Raw genomic sequence first — 20,928 nt, 5'->3', positions numbered from 1 at the left:
AGTTTATCATGCTACGAAAGAACGCTCTCTACCTGTTAACAGCACTTGTATTCGTTTTAAGCCTGAATGGCTGTGAAAATTCAGATTCGGACCGGACAGAAGCTGAACCCGCCCCGGTTTTACTAATTTCTGTTGATGGATTTATGAATAAATATATCGACCGGAATGAGACACCCAATTTTGATGAATTTATTTCAGAAGGTGTACAGGCGGAGTATTTAATTCCTGTTTTCCCAACCAAAACCTTTCCAAATCACTGGTCACTGGCTACCGGTCTGTACGTTGAAAATCACGGAATTATATCCAACAGTTTTTATGACTATGAACTGGAGGAGCGATTTAGCTATGGAGCTCCGGATGGTCAGCACGATGAACGCTGGTGGGGAGGTGAGCCGATTTGGGTGACGGCCGAGAAGCAGGGTAAGACATCGGTGAACTTTTTCTGGCCGGGCTCTGAGGCTACTTTTGTTGGTTTACAATCCACGAAGTGGGTGGATTATGACGGCTCCATACCGGACAGTACCCGGATTGACAGTATCGCTGCATGGTTTGATCCGGCCGGTGATGTACAGGCAGATTTTGGCACACTCTACTTCAGTTTTGTGGACAGTCGCGGGCACAGTTACGGTCCGGATTCTCCGGAAGTGGATGAAGCCGTGGTGCAAATGGATGGTCTGCTGGGTTATTTCCTTGAGAAATTAGATGAGGTAGGACTATCCGATAACATCAATATTCTGCTGGTCTCGGATCATGGGATGGCAGCCCAATCGGAAGAGAAGGTGATATTCCTGGATGAAATTATCAATTTGGACGACGTAGATATGGTGGACTATACTCCGGTTGCTATGATTAAACCCCACGAAGGGAAAACGGATGAAGTTTACCGCGCACTGAAAGAGAATGAGGAAAATTACCGGGTGTTTTTGCGTGATGAACTGCCGGAGAGGTTCCACTTTTCAAATCACTACCGAATCCCGGAGATTATTATGATCGCGGATAATCAATTCACGATTACTAACCGGGAATATTTTGAGGAGCGAGGTGTCGTTCCCGGTATGCACGGATTTGACAATTTCGAACCGGATATGCATACATTTTTTGCAGCCAAAGGACCTGCATTTAAGTCCGGTGCAATTGAGGGGCCGGTTGAGTCTGTTCATATGTATGAACTGATGGCCTATCTGCTGCAAATTGAACCGGCTGAGAACGATGGAAGCCTGGATGAAGTTAGAAAGTTTTTGAATCAATAAGGCAGTATGCAGTTAATCTGAAGACTCTTTTTCTCAAATTTGACATCAGTAATTGTCTCTTTTTGAATTGCATCTTAGCCGAATATGAAATACCATACGCAATTGATCATTGTGTAAGAACCCCAAACAACACTTGAACAGATAAATGGCATACGTAGTAACAGAACCCTGTGTAAACTGTAAATACACGAATTGTGCGGCGGTTTGTCCCGTTGACGCTTTTCGTGAAGGCCCCAATTTTTTAACAATTGATCCACTTGAATGCATCGATTGTGATGCCTGTGTATCCGAATGTCCTGTAGAGGCGATCTATCCAGATGATGAAGTTCCCGAAGAGTGGGAGCACTATATTGAGCTGAACGAACGACTGGCCGAAAAATGGGATGATCGTGTCATTAATGAGACAAAAGATGCACTGCCTGATGCGGATGATTGGGCAGAGAAAGAGAATAAGCTCGAATTTCTACAGGAAGACTGGGACTAATTCATTAAGTGACGCACCTGAATTCCTTCTAAAATTATCTTAAAGATTGTCCGTGTCATTGAGTAAAACTGCAGAATCCCATCACATTCTAAAAATCAGAAATAGAGAGCTGGATTTAAGCACTCCTAAAGTGATGGGAATTTTGAATGTAACCCCCGACTCCTTTTCGGATGGCGGTGAGTACAATCAAAAAGAGGTTGCGCTCAAACGTATAGAAGAGATGATCCGTGAGGGCGCTGAGATTATCGATATTGGAGGAGAATCCACCCGGCCGGGTTCAGATCCGGTTTCAGTTGATGAAGAAGTTTCGAGAGTGTTGCCGGTATTAGAGGCAGCGTTAGAGAAATTCCCGGATACAATCTACTCGGTTGATACAACAAAATATGAGGTTGCGCGTCAGGCTCTTGAATTAGGAGCACATATCATCAACGACGTGAGTGGACTCCGGAAAGAACCCCGATTTGCTGAATTGTGTTCGGAGTTTAATGCAGGTTATGTGTTAATGCACTCTCAGGGAGATCCCAAGACGATGCAGAAAAATCCGGACTATGAAGATGTGGTTTCGGACATCATAGCTTTTTTAAGCCGCCAGATTGAAGTTCTGAAAAATGCCGGAGTTGAAAATGTGTTTGTTGATCCCGGTATAGGCTTTGGAAAAACTCTTCAGCATAATCTGAAAATCATTTCCGGACTTCATAAATTCACGAAATTTGGCTACCCTATAATGATGGGTGCTTCCCGTAAATCAATGATTGGACAAATTTTAGATAACAGACCTGCATCCGGCAGATTGGCGGGCACAATTGCGGTACACTACCAAAGTTTGATCAATGGTGCTAAATTATTGCGAGTGCATGATGTTCAGGAAGCCTCTGATTCAATTCAAGTATACAACGCTATAAAGTCATCTGAGACAGATAGCAGATAAACCTCAAATAAAATAAAACTGTGATACCGATAGGATTTTTAGAGTTTGGTCTTAAAGACCTGCTGGAGACACTGGTGATAGCACTGGTGTTGTTCTATCTGTATAGGTGGATACGGGGAACATTTGCTATACAGGCGGCCTTCGGCCTTCTTTTTGTGATTGTTTTAAATGGTGCCGTAAGTCTGTTAGGTTTTACTACACTTAATTTCATATTGCGAAGTATTCTGGATGTGGGTGTATTGGCTGTATTTATCATTTTTCAGCCCGAGATACGAAAGCTACTCTACAGCCTGGGGCAAAACACAACATTTGACCGGTTTATCGGACGGTCGGGAGCCGACACGGTTATCGAGGAGGTGATTGATGCCGTGAAAAATATGGCTCAGGTTAAAACGGGGGCACTCATAGTTTTTGCCCGGAGTTCTTCACTGCAGGATCTGGTTGATGTGGGCGTGAAACTGGATGCACGTGTAAACGCACAGCTGTTGCAAACGATATTCCAGAAAGATACACCTCTTCATGATGGCGCAGTTGTAATTCGTAATAACCGAATAGTGGCTGCAAGCTGCTACCTTCCCATTTCTCAGAATCCTAATATTTCGTCTGTTTTTGGAACACGTCATCGGGCTGCAGTGGGAATCAGTGAAACCAATAATGTATTTGTGATCATAGTTTCTGAAGAGACGGGACGTATTTCGATTGCCAAAAATGGAGCCCTTACCAGTGGTTTGTCTATTCAAAAACTGCGCGCCGAAATGGAGCAATCATTGGGTGAAGAGAAAGGCGGCGATATGGGATTCAGTTCAGAAAAAGCAGATCTTGAAATGAACTGATTGTTTAGATTAACGTGAGTTCGACTTAAGAATCTTGAAAATGATTCTCCCCTCCTGCCTGCCCTCGAAACGTCGGGGTGTAAGAGCCAGTCCGGCTACTGATGGAAGGGGTTGGGGGAGGTAACCCTAATGATTTCAGGCTTTAAATCTGATCTGATATTGGTTTCAACCACCCCTGCCTTCCGAAGCTTCAGCGCAGGCAGGCCTAAACCACTTCGTGGGAATCGCTTTGCTCGGAGCCCCTCCTTGGGAATGAGGGGACTTCTCATGTTGTCAAATCCAATGACTTTATCCTGAATTCATTTTAAATAGATCTAAAAGCTCTTTAGCCGCTTTAAATGAGCTAAGCTTACCAGTCTGAACATCCCTCTCGAACTTTGCGAGCTTTGCTTTCACTTCCGGATTCGAGTAAAATTTCTGTTTTAACTCCTGGTTAATGGTTTCGTACATCCAGAATGCGGCCTGTTCTTTTCGGCGTTTCTCGAAAAATCTATTTTCGGAAGTTAACTCCAGGTAGTTCTGCACCTCTTCCCAAATTTCTTCAATTCCTTTTGCCTGAAGTGCAGAACAGGTCATTACTTTCGGTTTCCAGCCTGAAGGGGATGGTGGAAATAAAGACAACGCATTTTCATATTCCTGTTTCGCCTTTTTAGATGCATTGAGATTGTCTCCTTCCGCTTTGTTGATTGCAATCAGGTCGGCCATCTCCATAATTCCACGTTTGATCCCCTGCAGCTCATCGCCGGCGCCGGCCAACATCAGGAGCAGGAAAAAATCAACCATCGAATGTACGGTCGTTTCGGATTGCCCCACACCTACTGTTTCGATAAAGATCGTGTCATATCCGGCAGCTTCACACAATAGCATGGTTTCCCGGGTTTTTTGCGCAACACCGCCCAAAGTACCGGAAGTGGGGGACGGACGGATAAAAGCCCGGTCATCAGTAGAAAGTTTTTGCATTCGTGTTTTATCGCCTAGAATACTCCCTTTGGAGCGGCTGCTGCTCGGGTCAATCGTCAGCACAGCGAGTTTGTGATCATTCTGTATGAGGTACTGTCCTAAGGCTTCAATGAATGTACTCTTTCCAACCCCGGGTACTCCGGTAACTCCGATCCGAACGGAATTGCCGGTCTCTGATAAACACTGTTCAAGGATCTCTTGCCCGAACTCTCTATACTCCTTTTTTGAACTTTCAATCAGTGTAATGGCCTGAGACAAGATGGTTCGGTCACCACTCTTAATTCCTTCCACATACTCCTTTAAGGATCTTTTCGAAAGTTTCTTTGTCCGATAATTTGGATTGATGGATTCGTTCACATCAGAACCTTTATTAATTGAAAGCGATTTGTTTTTGGATTTTGTCATAGACATTCTCCCCTTGAGGGGAGTACCATCCCGAATTCTTTCGGGATGGGGAGGGGTGTTAAGAATTTTGATTTTGATTCAATTTGATCCAATTATGTATGTCTTCTACAGCACCTGAAATATCTTTCCGAATCTCAGACTCATTAAATCTAAGAAAGTTGACACCAATTTTTTCAATTTCCTGTTGCCTGTTCAAATCTGAAATGGATACTTCAGGATGATTATGGTAACAACCATCAATTTCGATTGCTAACTGTAGTTCATGGCAAAAGAAATCAACGATGTAATTTTTTATGGGTACTTGTCGGTGAAATTGATACCCTAATTTCTTTCCTCGAATCTCTTGCCATAACAGTACTTCACCGTAGGTCATATTACGGCGCAGTTTCCTGGCAAGTTTTTTCAACTTTGGGTTGTATGGAAGAATTTTGTTGGGCATGAATTAAATGGCAGGTTATTTTACACCCCTCGACCGCTTACGCGCCCACTCCCCTCGAGGGGAGATAGGTTGACTCATCAGCACACTTTAAGACAACTTTAGAAATTTGATTTTCGGTCATATTCATCATTCTTAGTGTCCCTTCGTGAAAAACTTAGTGCCCTTTGTGGTTAAGTATTCTTTGGGTAATGTATAAGCACGATTTCGAAATCAAAACACCCCTCGACCGCTTACGCGCCCACTCCCCTCGAGGGGAGATTACATTGTGGTTAATCCTCCATCAGGATTTTCAAAATCTTTTGTGCTGCTTCGGGGATCACAGTTCCGGGACCGAAAACGGCGGCTACTCCGTGATCGTAAAGAAACTTATAATCCTGATTTGGAATGACTCCGCCTACGATCACCATGATATCTTCACGTCCTAGTTTTTTCAGCTCCTCTATCACTTTAGGAACAAGCGATTTATGGCCGGCTGCCAAACTCGATACTCCAAGAATATGAACATCATTTTCCACGGCTTGTCGTGCTGCTTCTTCAGGAGTTTGAAAGAGCGGGCCAATATCCACGTCGAATCCCAGGTCGGCAAAACTCGTGGAGATCACCTTGGCGCCGCGGTCGTGACCATCCTGCCCCATTTTGGCTACCATGATGCGCGGCCTTCGTCCTTCCTTCTCTTCAAATTGGTCTGCCAGTTCTCTGGCTTTACTAAATTCTTCGCTGTTGTCTATTTCTGATGAGTACACGCCTGATATAGATTTTATGGTTGCCTGGTATCGACCGAACGATTTTTCCATCGCATCGGATATTTCACCCAGTGTGGCTCTTTTTCGAGCGGCATCAATAGCCAGCTCCAATAGATTCCCCTCACCGGATTCAGCACATTTGGTAAGAGCAGTAAGAGATGTATCTACTTCATCCTGATTTCTTTCAGTCTTTAATTTTTGAAGCCGTTCGATCTGAGACAGCCGAACTTTTTCGTTATCCACTTCAAGGATATCGATGGGCTCTTCTTTAGCCAGCCTATATTTATTTATGCCGACAATAGTCTCTTTTCCGCTGTCTATTCGTGCCTGTTTACGAGCCGCTGCCTCTTCAATTCTCATTTTTGGGACACCGGCTTCAATAGCTTTGGCCATGCCACCCAACTCTTCCACTTCTTCAATCAGACCGAGTGCATTGCGTGCAAGCTGATCGGTTAAACTCTCCACGTAATAGCTTCCTGCCCATGGATCGATCGCTTTTGTAATGCCGGTCTCTTCCTGGAGATATAATTGAGTATTCCGGGCAATTCGAGCCGAAAAATCCGTTGGGAGTGCAATCGCTTCATCCAGCGCGTTGGTATGTAGTGATTGAGTATGACCCAAAACAGCCGCCATCGCTTCAATCGTAGTTCGGGCCACGTTGTTGTAGGGATCCTGCTCGGTAAGGCTGTAGCCGGAGGTTTGAGAGTGTGTTCTCAGGGAAAGTGATTTCGGATTTTTTGGATTGAACTGTTTCATCAATTTTGCCCAAAGCATTCGTCCGGCCCGCATTTTTGCAATCTCCATAAAATGGTTCATTCCAATTCCCCAAAAAAAGGAAATACGAGGTGCAAAATTATCGACATCCAGTCCGTTTTTTACACCGGCGCGAACATATTCTAGGGCATCAGCTAATGTGTAAGCGAGCTCCAGGCAAGCGGTTGCTCCGGCTTCGTGCATGTGGTATCCGCTCACGCTGATTGAGTTAAAGCGTGGCATCTTCTTGGATGTATACTCAAAAATATCACCCACAATTCGCATCGACGGTTCCGGCGGGTAGATGTAGGTGTTGCGAACCATAAACTCCTTCAGGATATCATTCTGAATGGTTCCGCTGAGTTTTTCCGGAGAAATTCCCTGCTCTTCTGCTGCAACAATGTAGAACGCCATAACCGGAATTACGGCTCCGTTCATCGTCATGGAAACAGACATCTCATCCAGCGGAATTTGATCAAACAGAACTTTCATATCCAGAATGGAGTCGATGGCGACACCCGCTTTTCCAACATCGCCGGAAACCCTGGGATGATCGGAGTCGTAGCCGCGGTGTGTTGCCAGATCAAATGCCACGGACAGTCCTTTTTGTCCGGCGGCCAAATTTTTGCGATAAAAAGCGTTGGAATCTTCTGCAGTTGAGAAGCCCGCATATTGCCGAATTGTCCAAGGCCGTACCGTATACATCGTGGAATACGGTCCGCGAAGATAGGGCGGAATTCCGGCCGCAAAGTCGAGATGATCTAAATTCGAAATATTGCTTTCTGAATACCCGGGTTTTACATCAATTTTTTCAGGGGTTTTCCAGGTGGATTGGGATGAAGAGTCAGGAGTTTTACTTACTCTTCCCAAATTGGCTTTTAGTTCAATTTTTGAAAAATCAGGTCTCATGATGTTGCCTTTTCTGAATTAAAAATTTGATCCTGAATTGCACTCAATACTTTTGGGATATTCATTCCGGAGTATATAAAGTGTTGAATGCCGTAATCTCTGTATTTTGATTCAAGGTCACTGTCTGCAGGTTTGCCGGCCAGAATAAGGAGCCCATGCTTAGAAAACTTTGCACAAAACGACTTTGTCATCTCCTCATAGTCCGCGTCTGCTCCACATAGTACATATAAATCTGAGGTTGAATTTTTAAGCTCATTGAACGCCTCTTCAGCGGAGTTGTAACCGATGGGTGAATCAATTTCGAAACCGGCACAACCCAATATGTTTGAGGCGAATGTTGCCCGTAACTTTCTCCATTTTATGTTGCCAATGGGTACCAGTTGAACCCGGGTATTTTTACCGTTCTTTTCTACTTCCTTTTCAGTTCTCCGGCGAATCGATTCGAAGATCTCTCCGGCTCGAAATGGTTCAAGCGTAGTGTAGAGAACTTTTTGCGGTTCAAAGTATGATGAGAAAAGATCTCCGACCAAGGCGTCGCTCTTGAATGCTTCGGAGAGCGAAGAGATCAGGTTTGATAGATCAATTTCTGCAGAGTCATCGGTCACTTCTAATGCATTTGTAAAATCAGTTGAGATGACTACATCGGGAAGTTCTTCATCACTATTGGGGTAGTTATTTGTGCCTACCAATGTGCGTTTCCCTGTTGCGTATGCTTCTAATTTTCTTTTTTTGGAATCAGCCACTTTTGGTTGGATGACTCTGTTTTTCAAAGATTCCATAAATCCACCCTGTTTTTCAATCATCTGAAAAAATTCCCAGCTCTTTTCAGCGATTTCATCCGTGAGAACTTCAACATAGTAGGAGCCGGCAGCGGGATCGGCTACTTTGCCAAAATGTGACTCTTCATTAATAATGTGATGAATATTGCGAGATATCCGGGATGAAAATGGATTTGATCGATTAAATTGACTGTCATGGGGTTGAATCAAAAGAGAGTCAACGCCACCGATAACTGCCGACATCGCCTCTGTAGTTGCGCGAAGTAAATTGTTGTGAGGATCTGACAGCGTTTGATTTTGAGGTGTGGTTTCTGCGTGTATGGGTAGCGGAACAGAACTGTCTATTCCATATGCATCCAGCAGATTTGCCCACAGAATTCGGACAGCTCTGAATTTTGCAATCTCAGGGAAGTAGAGCGGTCCGGCGCTTAAACGAAATAGAATGGACCGGGCCGTTTGAGTAAGTTTTTCTTTAGTACTGCGAGCTAAATACTCACTTGCAATAGCGAGTGAAATTCCCAGCTCCTGGATGATAGAAGCACCCGAGGTGTGATAAAAAAGCCCATCGGCAGTCAGAGTTTTGAAATCATGATCGCCTGAAAGTTGATTAATGATGCTATTTAGTTGATCAGTCGGTAAAGGCTCACGCCCGTGGCTTGCGGTAAATGTGAATGGATCGAAAAAGAAAGCTGCATTTCGTATTTCAGTATCCGAATTTTGCAGCATGGCCAGAAGTGCCGGGGTATTCATCCCGCTGTCGAAGTAAAGGGTTTTGTCGGTTAAGTCGATGCCGGATATCAGTTCATCAAAATTGTGCTGAGATTGAAGTTGAGTCCCGATCATGTTTCCGCCAATGGCTCCATCGCTGTACGAAATATCGCAACGAATTTGAAAAGCATTGACACCACCTTCGATAGACTTGTTAATCTGTTCATTAGCCTCGGAAGGTTTAGATCCCGAAATGGGCTCGCACTCTGTCCATGTTGAGCTAATTTTCTGATGAATCGTATTGGATTTAGAATATTTAACTTTTTCTAAATCATCACTCCTATAAAACGGGAGTGGGGTAAGTCCCTCAAGGGTTTCCCAGCTTAGCTTCTCTTTGTAGTCTGCACCTTTAAGATCTTTTTTGATCTGCTCTTCCCACTGTTTACGACTAACGGGTTCAAAATCTGAAAAAAGATTCGTTTCTTGTTGCTTCTTCACTGCAATTAATTTTATTCTGTTTTTAATCTGATTGTAAAATAGTGAGGAGCACTCTGTTTCGCTAACTAAAACAGAAATTGGGTACGGAAAAGCGCTTACAAACTGCTATATTTACATCGGAAAATTTACTGAATAACTAAAAAAGACCGACTATGTCAGATACAGAAAATAAAATTTCTCCGCTCACGCAATTGACTGAAGATGAGCAGATGCTGAGAGACGCTGCAGCTGAGTTTGCAGATACGATAATCAAGCCAAAGGTTCATGAAATGGATGAGGCTGCCAAATTGGATGAAGGCCTGATCAAGCAGTTTTTTGAAATGGGTTTTATGGGCATCGAAATCCCGGAGGAGTATCAGGGTGGAGGCGGATCATTTTTTATGAGTATTGTTGCCATCGAGCAAATTTCCCGGGTTGATGCATCCGTTGGAGTATTTATGGATGTACAAAATACTCTGGTGAACAACGCATTTTTGAACTGGGGTTCGGATGATGTTAAGAAAAAGTTTTTACCCCAGCTGGCAACCGAAAAAGTAGGTGCCTACTGTCTGTCTGAGGCCGGTTCAGGAAGTGATGCTTTTGCGCTGAAATGTGCGGCTAAAGAAGACGGTGACGACTATATTTTGAACGGAACCAAGCTTTGGATTACCAATGCAAAAGAAGCGGATATATTTCTGATTTTTGCCACTGTAGATCCATCAGCCGGATACAAGGGAATTACAGCATTTATCGTAGAGCGGGGAATGGAAGGATTTTCTGTCTCCAAAAAAGAAAATAAACTGGGTATACGTGCGAGTTCTACCTGCGAATTGCTTCTCGAAGATGTACGTGTTCCAAAAGAGAATGTGCTTGGTGAAGTAGGAAAAGGATATAAAGTGGCTATTGAAACACTGAATGAAGGGCGAATCGGTATTGGCGCTCAAATGATCGGAATTGCACAGGGAGCCTTCGACGCGGCTGTTTCTTATACCAAAGAGCGAAAGCAGTTCGGTAAAGCTATTGCCGATTTCCAGGGTGTTCAGTTTCAGCTGAGTGAAATGGCTACACAATTAGAAATGGCGAGACTACTGGTTTACAACGCTGCACGCTTGAAAGAAGCCGGCCAGCCATTTCTTAAAGAGGCAGCAATGGCGAAGTACTACAGCTCCGAAGTTGCAGAAAAGGTTAGCTCTATGGCTGTTGATCTCTATGGCGGGTACGGTTATGTGAAAGAGTATCCCGTCGAGAAATACTACAGAGATGCAAAAATTGGCAAGATCTATGAAGGAACATCCAACATGCAGCTTGCTACCATCGCCAAAATTATCCTGAAAGAGGGATAATTAAGTAATTCTGATTGACGATTTGACTGCGGAAAGTAACTTTTTCGCAGTCTTTTTTTGGCACAGAGGGAAGTGAGAATATTCTAAATGGATTAATTGAAAAAAAATTCAAATAATTGGAATGATTTCAAACGAACTTCTCGTTAACACACTTTGTTGCGCAAAATGACAGTGAACGAATCGTGAAGAATTTCACTTTTACGAATAGAATTAGGTAATCAATAGGTAGTTTAATGGAAAAATTAGTACAGAAATTGCAGTCTCTCACGAAAGATAAAGAATCTCTTAAAGAACTGATGGAGATTGTAAATAGGATCGAGAGGGAAAAAGAGAAGGTTGAAAGGCATTTAGAGCTTCTCGAAAAAGCAATACGAAGTGATTACGATTCTATTTTAATTACAGAACTTGGGCTGGAAGAGCCGGGTCCCAAAATTGTTTATGTAAATGAAGGTTTTACCCGTATGACCGGATATTCACGGGATGAAGTTCTGGGCAAAACCCCTCGAATATTGCAAGGACCAAAAACTGACCGCGCGGTATTAGACAAACTGAAAGAGCGTCTGAAAGAAGGGAAAGCATTTTTTGGCCATACGGTCAACTACAGAAAAGATGGTTCTGAGTTTATCAACCAGTGGGATATTCATCCATTGACCAATGAACAGGGTGAAATTACGCATTGGGTTTCATATCAGCACGACATTACTGAAAGAAAACGGTCTGAGAAGAAGGTTGTTGATTCAGAAATGGAATTTGACAAACTCAGGGAAGAGAGTAAGAAAACCCTGATTGATGTGGATGAACAAGGTAATATTGTCACCACGAACAAAGCATTCCGCGACTTAACGGGATACGCAGACGAAGAGCTCAAGAAATTTAAGTTTTGGGAGATTCTTGAAGATGAACTTATAGAGTCTTACAAGCATAAATTCGACTCATTTAAACCCAGTGATTTTGAAGATCGATCGTATGAGATGGTCATCAAAAACAGAAAAGGTGGACCGGTAGAGGTAAAAGCTACAGCAAGATTGTTAACGGTTCATGGACAGAAAATTGTTCGAATGTCTTTTGAAAATAAATCACTTCAAAAGAGAATCATGGCAATGTTGTCCAAGCGAAATGCCGATTTTGACCGGGTTTTCGAAAAGAACAAAGATTTCAACTATAAACTGATCCAAACTGACGATGATGAGTTTATGTTTGAATATGTATCAGATAGCTTCAGTAAAATCACAGGAATTACAGCGGATGAAGCTGTGACGATGAATGTTGAGGATATTGTGCATAAAGATGACATCGATAAATTCCATGACCATCTGAAGATTGTAATGGATGGTAAACCAAATACAGAACAGTATCGAATAAAAAGTAAGGAAGGCGGTTACGTGGAAGTAATCGACTACGCTAAACCTGACTGGGATAAAAGCCGAACAACTGTTGAAGCGATCAAGGGTGCTACATCTACAGAAATCTCATCAGAATATAAATCTCACTAAAGCTTGCTCTACACCCAATATTTCCCCTGTTTTTTTGTAACTTTGAAAAAAAGTTAAAGCTATGACAATAGAAGAAAAACAGGACCGGATTATCCGGGAATTTGAAGCACTTGACGACTGGCCGGAACGCTACAAACACATCATTAAACTTGGCCAAAAACTGGAACCGCTTGACGAGAAGTATAAAGTGGATGAGAATCTGGTACGCGGTTGTCAATCGCAGGTTTGGCTTCACACCGAACTGGATGGCGATCAGGTGATTTTCAAAGCAGACAGCGATGCCGCAATAACAAAAGGTTTAGTGGCGTTGATGGTTCGGTTTTATTCAGGTGAAACTCCCGATGAGATTCTGAGCCATAATCCGAATTTTATTCAGAAAATTGGGATGCAAGAGCATCTTTCCCCCACACGATCCAATGGATTGGCTTCGATGATCAAGCAGATGAAAATCTACGCCATGGCATACAGATCGAAGCTTCAAAAATCTGAAAATTAAAATTTCGGGAACACTCGGTAATCTCTTCTTATATTCACCGTTATCAATTCGCAAAATATCAATAAGATCATACTCTTTCCCCTATTATGAATAAGAAAAACATACAAATTATTGCTTTGGTAGCTTTTGTAGTAATTGCTGCCGGTGTTCTCTACTACGGATTAAATAATAATTCAGACAATGGCTCAGCTACAGCCGAGCGAGGTGAACCACAGAAAGTTCATATCCTGAAATACAGCGACTATCAATGTCCGGCATGTAAAGCCTACATTCCTGCTCAGGAAGAGTTGGAAAGAGAATTTGGCGACATGATTGAGTTCGAATATCGTCATTTCCCGCTAAGCGGACATCAATTTGCAGAGCTTGCAGCCCGATCTGCTGAAGCTGCCCGGGAACAGGGAAAATACAAAGAGATGCATGATCTGATTTTTGAATATCAGGAAGCATGGTCGCAGGGTGATGCCCGTAACTACTTCACCGATTTTGCTGAGGAGATCGAGTTAGACATGGAGCAGTTTGAAGCAGATCTGGAGTCGGAAGAAATTCGCCAGCGGGTTGAAAGCCAGCGACAGGAAGGAATTCGGCGTCAGGTAAATGCAACGCCTACTTTCTTCATCAACGGCCAGCGTTTACGGCAAAACCCTCAGAATTACGACCAGTTTAAGTCTATGGTTGAACTCTATATGTATCGCTCTTAAAGGATGGTATATCAATTTTTAAAAAAGTCTCCACAATTCGATGAGTCTGTATTTGTGGCTCCAAGTGCAGACATTATTGGAGATGTAACCATTGGTGAGAACAGTTCCATATGGTTCAACTCCACGATTAGAGGTGACGTAAACTGGATTGAAATTGGTGAGCGAACCAATATTCAGGACAACGCCTCTATTCATGTCATGAATCAAACCGGGCCCACAAAAATCGGAAGTGACGTGACGATTGGCCACAATGCGATGGTGCACGGATGCACGATCCATGATCGGGTATTGATTGGAATTCACGCAACCATATTGGATGAGGCTGTGATTCATTCGGATGTGATCGTTGCAGCCGGTACACTTGTACCACCCGGTAAAGTTCTGGAGTCTGGATATATGTACATGGGATCTCCGGCCAAACAACATCGGAAATTAACCGATGAGGAGATCCAATCAATCCGGGAATCGGCTGAGAATTATGTGAAGTATCAGCGTACTTATCGGCAGGTGGATTCTTACGAAACCAATCCTTTCTATACCCCCAGGCAGTAACTGCGTTTAGTAAAAAAGCACGGTAAATCCGTGCTTTTTTGATTCAATAGTATTTTATGGCCGGACTTTACATACATATCCCATTTTGTAAGCAGGCCTGCAGTTATTGTGATTTCTATTTCGTAACCCGAAAAAGCTTAATTGAGCCATTTACGGACTCCCTGATTGATGAAATCCAGTCCTATGCCAATACTCCGCTGTCAGATGAAGTAATTGAAACGATCTACATTGGAGGTGGGACACCATCGCAACTCTCATCAAAACAGCTGAAGAGAATATTTGATGCTGTAGACAACGTATTTCAGCTGAATACGACTGAAGTAACGATGGAGATGAATCCGGATGATGTTACACCCGGCTATCTGCATTCACTGCTGGATTTGGGAGTTAATCGTGCCAGCATGGGGGTTCAATCTTTCGACGAAGAAATACTTCAGTTTATGCACAGGGCACATACCAAAAAGGAAGCACTCCAGGCCCTGGAAAATCTTCATAAGGCGGGTTTCCCAACATATACAGCAGATTTAATCTACGGAAATCCCGGGCAGACTCCCGAGATGCTGGAGAGAGATATCGATCAGCTGCTGCAGTTCGATCCACCGCATATTTCAGCATACTCACTTACTGTGGAACCTCAAACGCGATTAGGAAAGCAGGTTCAACTGGGCAGAATAAAACCTCCTGAGGATGAGTCTGTGGCTGAACATTTTGATCTGTTGCTCGAAAAACTGAGTTCTGCAGGAATATATCAATATGAAGTGAGTAATTTTTCAAAGCCCGGAAAAGAAGCTGTACATAACAGCAACTACTGGAATCATAAGAATTACCTCGGTTTAGGTCCGGCGGCTCACTCTTTTTGGTGGACAGAGGATGGTGCTAAACGATGGGAGAATCAACCTGATATCAAACACTATCTGGATCGTGCATCTTCAATTTCGGATGAGCCGGAAGAGCTTTCACTGCAAACACTTGCTGAAGAACGATTGATGCTGGGATTGCGAACCAAGTGGGGAGTTGGCTCGGGAGAACTCATAAATCGATATGGTTATCAGTTTAACGAAAGCCAGAAAAATTGGCTTGACTACCAAGAGCGTAATGGAATGTTGACGATAACGGACGACGTTGTGAGATTGACACCAAATGGATTGAAACTTGCTGATCTCTTAATAGTAGATCTTCTCTCAAAGGGTTAAACAAATATGTCTGCTACTTTTTATGAACTGTGCCATACGATTCAGAAGATTCGTGAAACCCGGGGCACAAATGCCAAAATTTCGATTTTTGCAGAGTATCTAAAAGCTCTGGAAGCTACAGATGAGATAGAATTTGCTGCTCAATTTGTCGGTGAGGGAGCATTTTCAAGCATCAGCGGGAAGCGTGCATCGGTGGGGAGCAGAACGGCCGGATTGGCCGCCTCAGAGTTTTGTGAAATCGATTACGATCTGGTTTATAAACCTTGCAGAACGGCTACAGGGAGTAATTCTGAGACCATTGAGAGATTATTCGATAATATTCCAAAGGCTATTGAAAAAAGAACATCTGAAAATATTTCACTTCAGGAGATGAGCAGGCTCTTTAACGAGCTGCTTGAGGTCTCATCACGAAATGACAAAATGGAGTTGCTGCAAAAAATGTGGATGAAAATGCATCCAGTTGAGGTAAAATACTCCATCCGGATGTTAGGGCAGGGTTCACTCAGAATTGGATTTGAAACTAAAAGCGTAGTCGCTGCGATTGCCAAAGCGTTCGGGTACAAAAAGAATGAGGTTCGATATGCCCATATGATTACGGGAAGTATTGGGCAAACTGCTGTTTTGGCAAGTGAAGAGAGATTGGGTGAAGCGGAATTCAAACAGTTCCATCCGTTGTCATTTATGCTGGCTTCACCGATTGAGAGCCGGGCTGTAAAGAATCTGTCGGATTATATTGCCGAGGAAAAATTTGACGGTATGAGGGCACAGGTTCACTATTCAGGAAACAGGGTTGAGATCTACTCAAGGGATTTGAATGTCATCACGCACTCCTTTCCGGAAGTTCAGGATTTTTTTAATGATAGAGAGCTGGGAAGCGTAGTGCTGGATGGAGAGATTTGTGTCTATTATGGCGATAAAATCCAGCCGTTTCAGCTGCTTCAAAAAAGGATGGGTTTAAAGAAGCCATCAAAAAAAATAGTAAAGGAGTTGCCCGTTCTTTTCATTGCCTATGATCTGCTTTTCATGGATGATGTTCCTGTATTTGGTCAAACCTTAAACCAGAGAAGAGAGATGCTTGAACAGCTGGCTGCAAGTCATGCCATACCCATTTCCAACCAGTTTGAGCTAAATGAATCCGATCGGCTGGATGAACTCTTTGATCGCGCGCTTGCCCATGGGAACGAAGGATTGATGCTAAAAAAGAAGGGATCTGCATACGAATATGGTCAACGTGGGAAATCCTGGCTGAAAGTTAAAAAGCCGGGAGGGAGTCTTGATACAGTGATGATGTATGCCCACGCCGGCAGCGGCAAACGAGGTGGACTGTATTCTGATTTTACACTTGGCATATCAGTAAAAGAGGATGAAAGATATGAGGAAGAATTTATACCGATTGGTAAAGCGTATGGCGGATATACAGATGAAGAATTGAAAAGATTGAATACTGAGATTAAAAAACTAACGGTTGAGAGGTATGGCCCAACACTGGGTTTGCTGCCTGGATTAGTGATTGAGCTTGAGTTTGATGATATACAGGTGAATAAGAGAACTAAGGCCGGATATACACTCAGACTGCCTCGTTTTAAACGAATTCGATGGGATCTTTCACCAAATGATGCCGATTCCTTGAAAGATGTTGAAGAGCTATATCAGAAGCGGTTAGAAAAAGAGAGATTGGTTCAAGGGGATAATCCCTCATTTTATTTCAACCCTTAAATACAATCTATTTGATTAATACGATATAAATACTCTTATTGGGAATATTCTTATATATTAGAAGTATCTAACATAAACTAGCCAACTTACGAATGCGGGTACTGCTCAACCTGAACATTTTTCTCCTGTTACTTTTCCAGGGAGTGGTATATGCACAACAGGCTGATTTAGACAGCCTGAGGGCTAATGTAAATCCGGCTATTACTACACCGGAAACGGTTTATTCTCTTAGCGAACTGGGCGAAAGGCTTACCCGGCAAGGAGAGTTTGCCGAAGCAAAAGAGTGGTTACTACTTGGTTTTGAAGTTTCAGACCGCCTGGACAGTGAAAAGGATGAACCCCAGTTCGACATTCTGCTGAATTTAGGATCACTATATCTGTCTCAGGAAGCGCCGGACTCTGCGATAATAATGTTTGATCAGGCAGATTTGTTAGATGTTGCCCCCGAAAATCGTAACAGATTATACAACCTAAAGGCAACGGCCCATCAAATGGCGGGTGATCTGGAGCTTTCGTCACAAATTTTTGAAGATGCGATATCGCTTGCTGACTCATTAGGCAGGGAAGATCAGGTTGCCGGATTAAGAATGAATCTTGGTTCAGTATACAGATCCATGGGGGAAGATATTGAAGCCATGCGTAACTATTACGATGCATTGGTATTCGCAGAACAGCAAGAAGACTCAACATTCATTGCCATTACTACTAACAATATTGGCCACTTGTTTGTAGATATGGCTGATTACGATCAAGCCTCTTTTTATCTGGATACATCAGAAGATGTGAGCAGGGCTATTGGCCACACCGTAAACCTGAAAAGGGTGATGGTGAATAAAGGGAATCTTTATACTGCCATAGAAGAGTATGATTTAGCTGAGGATTATTACCGGGAAGCTCTGAACCTAACCGATGAAGCAAATGATCGCTTGGGGGCAGTGAGGATATACTATAACCTTGCCAGAATGGAATCGAAAAGAGGAAATTTTGCTCGGTCAGAGGAGATATTTCTTTTCACCCTGGAGGAGACCCGTCGGTTGGGGAGTATCGAAGGGCAATATAACAGTACAATCAGTTTAGGTGACCTGGAGGCTGAACAGGGAAATTATGGAGCTGCTGCCCGGTGGTTTGCAAGGGCACAGTCACTGGCCGAAGAGAGAGGATATCGGGGGCTTCAAAAAGAGTCGTACAACAGATTATACGATGTGTATAAAGAAGCCGGGAATGCGTCCATGGCGCTGCAATGGCTTGAACGGTTAAATGAATTAGAAGATTCTCTATCAACGGATGAGAAATTAGAGCTTCAAGCCGAATATGAAACACTTTTCAATATTCGCACCAGGGAACAGCGAGCAGAAATCATTGAAGCACGCCAGCAGGAGGTTCAGGCGCGGGTCAATCTCCAACGGTGGCTGATCATTTTTGCTTTTTCTTTGGGAGGATTTCTATTGGCTGTTGCTTATGTATTGAATAAATCGAACAGAAAAGTAAAAGAGGTGAATTCTGAACTTGAAGATTCGAATTTGAAGATTCGGGAAGTGAATAAAACCGTGAAAGAGCAGAATGATGAGCTGGAACAGGTTAATCAAATCAAGAATAAGCTGTTTGCAATTATTGCTCACGATTTAAGAGGACCTCTGAGTTCACTCCAAAGCCTGATCTATCTGATTCGGGAGCACGACCTTTCCAAAGATGAGATGGATAATATACTGGACTCTCTGGATCGCAATATTCAGGATAATTCGAATATGATGGATAATCTGCTGGCCTGGGCAAAAGCGCAGATGAACGGAATTCAGCTTAATAAACGTACGTTTGATCTTTTTGAAGCCTCAAAAGCAGTAATAGAGCAGATCCGATTTCAGGCAAGCTATAAGGGAGTGGATTTACAAATGGAGATCTCTAAAGGCGTGCTGGTTTCTGCAGATTATGATGTAGTTAAGTTGATTCTTAGAAACTTGGTTGCAAATGCAATTAAATTCAGTCAGGCTGATGACACGGTTACCGTCAAAGCGGAGTTTAAAAGCAGCTTTGTTGAAGTACAGGTGATCGATGAAGGGATGGGAATTAAACCTGAGGATCAACCCAAATTATTTGGAAATACACATTTCACAACTCGTGGCACAAAGAATGAGAAAGGCAGCGGACTTGGACTCAATCTGAGTAAGGAGTTTATTGAAGGTCACGGCGGACAGCTTTGGTTTGAAAGCGAGTACGAAGCAGGAACCACATTCTATTTCACACTGCCGAAAGCAAAAAAGAGTGAGTTAGAGAATCAAAATGGAAAAAGCTCTGATGAGATTAAACCGGAAACGGTAAAGCAAGAGTCCAGCTAATCTTCCGAATCATACTCTACATTCAGGAAAGAGCTTGAGATCCCTTCATTTGTGAGATAGTGCTGTACAACATCCGGATTAGGTGTATGTGTTACATAAACGTGCTTTGGTGAGAGTTGCTTACAGAAACTGATGAGTTCAAAAAAGTCGAGATGATCGGAGAGTGGAATTAGTTTGTCTGCCGTAAGCTGTGTCCTTCTGGACTCGTTCGACGCCCACCCCGAACAGTATGCTACTTTCGTTTTAGATAGGTTGGATGCAAATCCTTTAGAGAGAGCTGAGGATGGGGTGATTAAAATATTTCCTTCGCAGTTTTCGCGGTCGTAGGCGGAATAGTTGCCCAGGTCTACTCCATATTTTTCATAAACATCACACAACTTATACCCCGCACCGTGTATCATCATTGGAAATCCCAAAGGGGCGAGGATGTGCATAATCTCTTGAGCTTTCCCCAGATTGTAACCCAGAAATATGGGAGTGTAGCCTTCATCCAGGGATGAAATTGCAAAGTCTTGAATTTCCTGTATCAATTCCTCCATGGGTTTCCAGCGATAAATGGGAAGGCCGAATGTGGCTTCTGTTATCAGCAGGTCTGCCTGATCAGGAGCCTCGAATCCCTCCGATGCGGGTGATGGAGGAGTCTTGAAGTCGCCGGTATATAAAATCGACTCTTCGTCGGTTTCGATGTAAATCATGGCCGAACCAAGAATATGCCCTGCAGGGTAGAGAGTTGCACGAAACTGTTCTGTCGCGATAGATTCGTGAAACTGTATTTTAAATTTTTCTCCTTTAAAACCCCTGCGGTCCATCAATTCTAAAGTGGCAGGCGTTGCATACGCTTTGGTATTTTTATTTCTCGGCATATGATCGGCGTGCGCATGACTCACGAAAGAAAAATCTGCTTCAGGATGGTAACCATCCAGCGTGATACCTAAATCAGGAAAATAGAGTCCGTGGTAGCCGGCTTTTTTGATGATCATACAAGAGTACCTGACCTTTCAAGCAGAACGTAGCATAATAAAAAAAGAATGAGCCCGATTGACATCATATTTGCGGCTACAAATCGAATTTTCCGTTTCAGGTTATCCTTATTTGCAATGATCGCCTTAGAAGTGTGTGGCCAGACCAAAATAAGTTGACCGGCCACAAAAATAATCAGTAATGCCCAAAGTGAAAACAAAAGCTCTATCCAGGAAAATGGAATAAAAGAAAGAAACAGGCCCGGGAGGGTGAATAAAAGCAGATATTTCAGATATTTTTTCCATGAAGCAGGGGGAGTCTCATCCTGAGCTGCCGATAACAAATACTCTTTCATTTGATCGGTTTTAAAAAGCAAAAAAACTCCATAGCTAATCAAAAGTGTACCAAGGGATACATAAAAAGCGAGGAACCACTGCGTCGAAAAGTTTTCCATGAAATGCCAGAGAGCTAATAAA

The 20,928-nt window shown here is 43.1% G+C and carries 18 protein-coding genes; 12 read left to right on the top strand and 6 right to left on the bottom strand.

Going from position 1 to position 20,928, the window contains the following annotated elements:
* The first annotated feature begins 8 nt into the window (after positions 1-8).
* From CWD77_RS11110 to cdaA, 4 genes are all read left to right on the top strand, one after another.
* Entirely contained in the window at positions 9-1,250 is a 1,242-nt protein-coding gene (locus CWD77_RS11110; protein ID WP_101073643.1) for an alkaline phosphatase family protein, read from the top strand.
* A 145-nt stretch (positions 1,251-1,395) separates the two neighbouring features.
* Positions 1,396-1,734, top strand: coding sequence for a ferredoxin FdxA (fdxA, locus tag CWD77_RS11105; RefSeq protein WP_101073642.1), 339 nt, complete (start codon positions 1,396-1,398; stop codon positions 1,732-1,734).
* Between the two features lie 58 nt (positions 1,735-1,792).
* The gene (gene folP, locus CWD77_RS11100; protein WP_240596777.1) at positions 1,793-2,662 is read left to right on the top strand and encodes a dihydropteroate synthase; all 870 of its coding nucleotides are present in this window, start codon (positions 1,793-1,795) and stop codon (positions 2,660-2,662) included.
* A 20-nt stretch (positions 2,663-2,682) separates the two neighbouring features.
* Positions 2,683-3,495 (top strand): diadenylate cyclase CdaA, encoded by an 813-nt coding sequence (gene cdaA / locus CWD77_RS11095; RefSeq protein WP_101073641.1) that lies wholly within the window; start codon positions 2,683-2,685, stop codon positions 3,493-3,495.
* Between the two features lie 288 nt (positions 3,496-3,783).
* On the opposite strand, the gene meaB is transcribed toward cdaA, so the two are convergent.
* From meaB to CWD77_RS11075, 4 genes are all read right to left on the bottom strand, one after another.
* On the bottom strand, positions 3,784-4,860 hold the full coding sequence (gene meaB / locus CWD77_RS11090) for a methylmalonyl Co-A mutase-associated GTPase MeaB (protein WP_206018003.1): 1,077 nt from the start codon (positions 4,858-4,860) through the stop codon (positions 3,784-3,786).
* A gap of 58 nt (positions 4,861-4,918) precedes the next feature.
* Positions 4,919-5,299: an endonuclease domain-containing protein gene (locus CWD77_RS11085; protein ID WP_101073639.1), complete on the bottom strand. Its 381-nt coding sequence runs from the start codon at positions 5,297-5,299 to the stop codon at positions 4,919-4,921.
* A gap of 269 nt (positions 5,300-5,568) precedes the next feature.
* Positions 5,569-7,704 (bottom strand): methylmalonyl-CoA mutase, encoded by a 2,136-nt coding sequence (scpA, locus tag CWD77_RS11080; RefSeq protein WP_101073638.1) that lies wholly within the window; start codon positions 7,702-7,704, stop codon positions 5,569-5,571.
* A complete protein-coding gene (locus CWD77_RS11075) occupies positions 7,701-9,689 on the bottom strand; it encodes a methylmalonyl-CoA mutase family protein (RefSeq protein WP_165779137.1) in 1,989 nt (662 codons plus the stop codon). The genes scpA and CWD77_RS11075 overlap by 4 nt, the downstream gene beginning before the upstream one ends.
* Before the next feature lie 152 nt (positions 9,690-9,841).
* Between CWD77_RS11075 and CWD77_RS11070 the strand changes: the two genes are divergently transcribed.
* The 8 genes from CWD77_RS11070 (at position 9,842) to CWD77_RS11035 (ending at position 19,492) form a co-directional block, all read left to right on the top strand.
* Positions 9,842-11,011 carry an acyl-CoA dehydrogenase gene (locus CWD77_RS11070; protein WP_101073636.1) on the top strand — a complete coding sequence of 390 codons (1,170 nt, stop codon included), beginning with the start codon at positions 9,842-9,844 and terminating at the stop codon, positions 11,009-11,011.
* 233 nt (positions 11,012-11,244) lie between these two features.
* Positions 11,245-12,504 (top strand): PAS domain-containing protein, encoded by a 1,260-nt coding sequence (locus CWD77_RS15675; protein ID WP_101073635.1) that lies wholly within the window; start codon positions 11,245-11,247, stop codon positions 12,502-12,504.
* 61 nt (positions 12,505-12,565) lie between these two features.
* On the top strand, positions 12,566-13,000 hold the full coding sequence (locus CWD77_RS11060; RefSeq protein WP_101073634.1) for a SufE family protein: 435 nt from the start codon (positions 12,566-12,568) through the stop codon (positions 12,998-13,000).
* 86 nt (positions 13,001-13,086) lie between these two features.
* On the top strand, positions 13,087-13,698 hold the full coding sequence (locus tag CWD77_RS11055) for a DsbA family protein (RefSeq protein ID WP_101073633.1): 612 nt from the start codon (positions 13,087-13,089) through the stop codon (positions 13,696-13,698).
* A gap of 3 nt (positions 13,699-13,701) precedes the next feature.
* Complete coding sequence (locus CWD77_RS11050; protein WP_101073632.1) at positions 13,702-14,250, top strand: gamma carbonic anhydrase family protein; 549 nt, start codon at positions 13,702-13,704, stop codon at positions 14,248-14,250.
* A 56-nt stretch (positions 14,251-14,306) separates the two neighbouring features.
* Complete coding sequence (hemW, locus tag CWD77_RS11045; protein ID WP_101073631.1) at positions 14,307-15,443, top strand: radical SAM family heme chaperone HemW; 1,137 nt, start codon at positions 14,307-14,309, stop codon at positions 15,441-15,443.
* A 6-nt stretch (positions 15,444-15,449) separates the two neighbouring features.
* Positions 15,450-17,159, top strand: a complete 1,710-nt coding sequence (locus CWD77_RS11040; protein WP_101073630.1) for an ATP-dependent DNA ligase — start codon at positions 15,450-15,452, stop codon at positions 17,157-17,159.
* 92 nt (positions 17,160-17,251) lie between these two features.
* Entirely contained in the window at positions 17,252-19,492 is a 2,241-nt protein-coding gene (locus CWD77_RS11035) for an ATP-binding protein (RefSeq protein ID WP_101073629.1), read from the top strand.
* Here the strand turns inward: CWD77_RS11035 and CWD77_RS11030 are convergent.
* Positions 19,489-20,472, bottom strand: a complete 984-nt coding sequence (locus CWD77_RS11030) for a hypothetical protein (RefSeq protein ID WP_101073628.1) — start codon at positions 20,470-20,472, stop codon at positions 19,489-19,491. The two genes, CWD77_RS11035 and CWD77_RS11030, sit on opposite strands and share 4 nt — an antisense overlap.
* Complete coding sequence (locus CWD77_RS11025) at positions 20,469-20,906, bottom strand: hypothetical protein (RefSeq protein WP_101073627.1); 438 nt, start codon at positions 20,904-20,906, stop codon at positions 20,469-20,471. Before CWD77_RS11025 ends, CWD77_RS11030 begins: the two co-directional genes overlap by 4 nt.
* Positions 20,907-20,928: the final 22 nt, after the last annotated feature.

Source organism: Rhodohalobacter barkolensis, from assembly GCF_002834295.1.
In the GTDB taxonomy this organism is placed as follows: Bacteria; Bacteroidota; Rhodothermia; order Balneolales; family Balneolaceae; genus Rhodohalobacter; species Rhodohalobacter barkolensis.
The sequence above is the reverse complement of the archived record's forward strand: the minus strand, read 5'-3'. Positions and strand labels throughout refer to the sequence as shown.

What these genes read in the sequence shown, in the direction of transcription:
- CWD77_RS11110 (WP_101073643.1), top strand. Translation starts at nt 9, where the DNA reads ATGCTACGAAAGAACGCTCTCTACCTGTTAACAGCACTTGTATTCGTT.
- CWD77_RS11050 (WP_101073632.1), top strand. Translation starts at nt 13,702, where the DNA reads ATGGTATATCAATTTTTAAAAAAGTCTCCACAATTCGATGAGTCTGTA.
- CWD77_RS11085 (WP_101073639.1), bottom strand. Translation starts at nt 5,299, where the DNA reads ATGCCCAACAAAATTCTTCCATACAACCCAAAGTTGAAAAAACTTGCC.
- meaB (WP_206018003.1), bottom strand. Translation starts at nt 4,860, where the DNA reads ATGACAAAATCCAAAAACAAATCGCTTTCAATTAATAAAGGTTCTGAT.
- CWD77_RS11070 (WP_101073636.1), top strand. Translation starts at nt 9,842, where the DNA reads ATGTCAGATACAGAAAATAAAATTTCTCCGCTCACGCAATTGACTGAA.
- CWD77_RS11055 (WP_101073633.1), top strand. Translation starts at nt 13,087, where the DNA reads ATGAATAAGAAAAACATACAAATTATTGCTTTGGTAGCTTTTGTAGTA.
- hemW (WP_101073631.1), top strand. Translation starts at nt 14,307, where the DNA reads ATGGCCGGACTTTACATACATATCCCATTTTGTAAGCAGGCCTGCAGT.
- CWD77_RS11025 (WP_101073627.1), bottom strand. Translation starts at nt 20,906, where the DNA reads ATGGAAAACTTTTCGACGCAGTGGTTCCTCGCTTTTTATGTATCCCTT.
- fdxA (WP_101073642.1), top strand. Translation starts at nt 1,396, where the DNA reads ATGGCATACGTAGTAACAGAACCCTGTGTAAACTGTAAATACACGAAT.
- CWD77_RS11035 (WP_101073629.1), top strand. Translation starts at nt 17,252, where the DNA reads ATGCGGGTACTGCTCAACCTGAACATTTTTCTCCTGTTACTTTTCCAG.
- CWD77_RS11060 (WP_101073634.1), top strand. Translation starts at nt 12,566, where the DNA reads ATGACAATAGAAGAAAAACAGGACCGGATTATCCGGGAATTTGAAGCA.
- CWD77_RS11040 (WP_101073630.1), top strand. Translation starts at nt 15,450, where the DNA reads ATGTCTGCTACTTTTTATGAACTGTGCCATACGATTCAGAAGATTCGT.
- scpA (WP_101073638.1), bottom strand. Translation starts at nt 7,704, where the DNA reads ATGAGACCTGATTTTTCAAAAATTGAACTAAAAGCCAATTTGGGAAGA.
- CWD77_RS15675 (WP_101073635.1), top strand. Translation starts at nt 11,245, where the DNA reads ATGGAAAAATTAGTACAGAAATTGCAGTCTCTCACGAAAGATAAAGAA.
- CWD77_RS11030 (WP_101073628.1), bottom strand. Translation starts at nt 20,472, where the DNA reads ATGATCATCAAAAAAGCCGGCTACCACGGACTCTATTTTCCTGATTTA.